The organism is Vibrio sp. 10N.222.48.A3, assembly GCF_041475345.1.
Lineage (GTDB): Bacteria > Pseudomonadota > Gammaproteobacteria > Enterobacterales > Vibrionaceae > Vibrio > Vibrio tasmaniensis_A.
Map to the genome: position 1 here is coordinate 1 of NZ_JBFRVX010001652.1, position 370 is coordinate 370.

The 370-nt window shown below is 44.9% G+C and carries 1 protein-coding gene; it reads left to right on the forward strand.

Features of this window, described 5'->3' with window-relative positions:
- A partial coding sequence (locus tag AB4653_RS28275; protein WP_372105943.1) for a VCBS domain-containing protein occupies positions 1-370 on the forward strand: 370 nt, incomplete at both ends.

Here is a 370-nt window from a genome sequence, read left to right on the forward strand (position 1 = left end):
CACGTTAACTGAAGATTTAACGACACAAGTTCAAGGGCAGCTTTCGGTAACGGACTCTGATCTTGGAGAGGACCACTTTCAAGCCTCACAAGTGACTAGTAATTTCGGTACGCTAAGCATAACCAAAGACGGTGCGTGGACATACAGCTTAAACAACAATAACCCAGTAGTTCAAAGACTTGGCCAAGGTTCAACTGCGACAGACATCGTCACTGTTCACTCAGCTGATGGTACAGCGCATCAAGTTATGGTTACGATCAATGGCACCAACGACCATGCAGTAATCACGAGTAGTACAGCAAATTCACCAAGTTCGTTTTTCGCTATCGGGACAAGTAATGGCTCAAGCCAAGTTACTGAAGATAAAGAC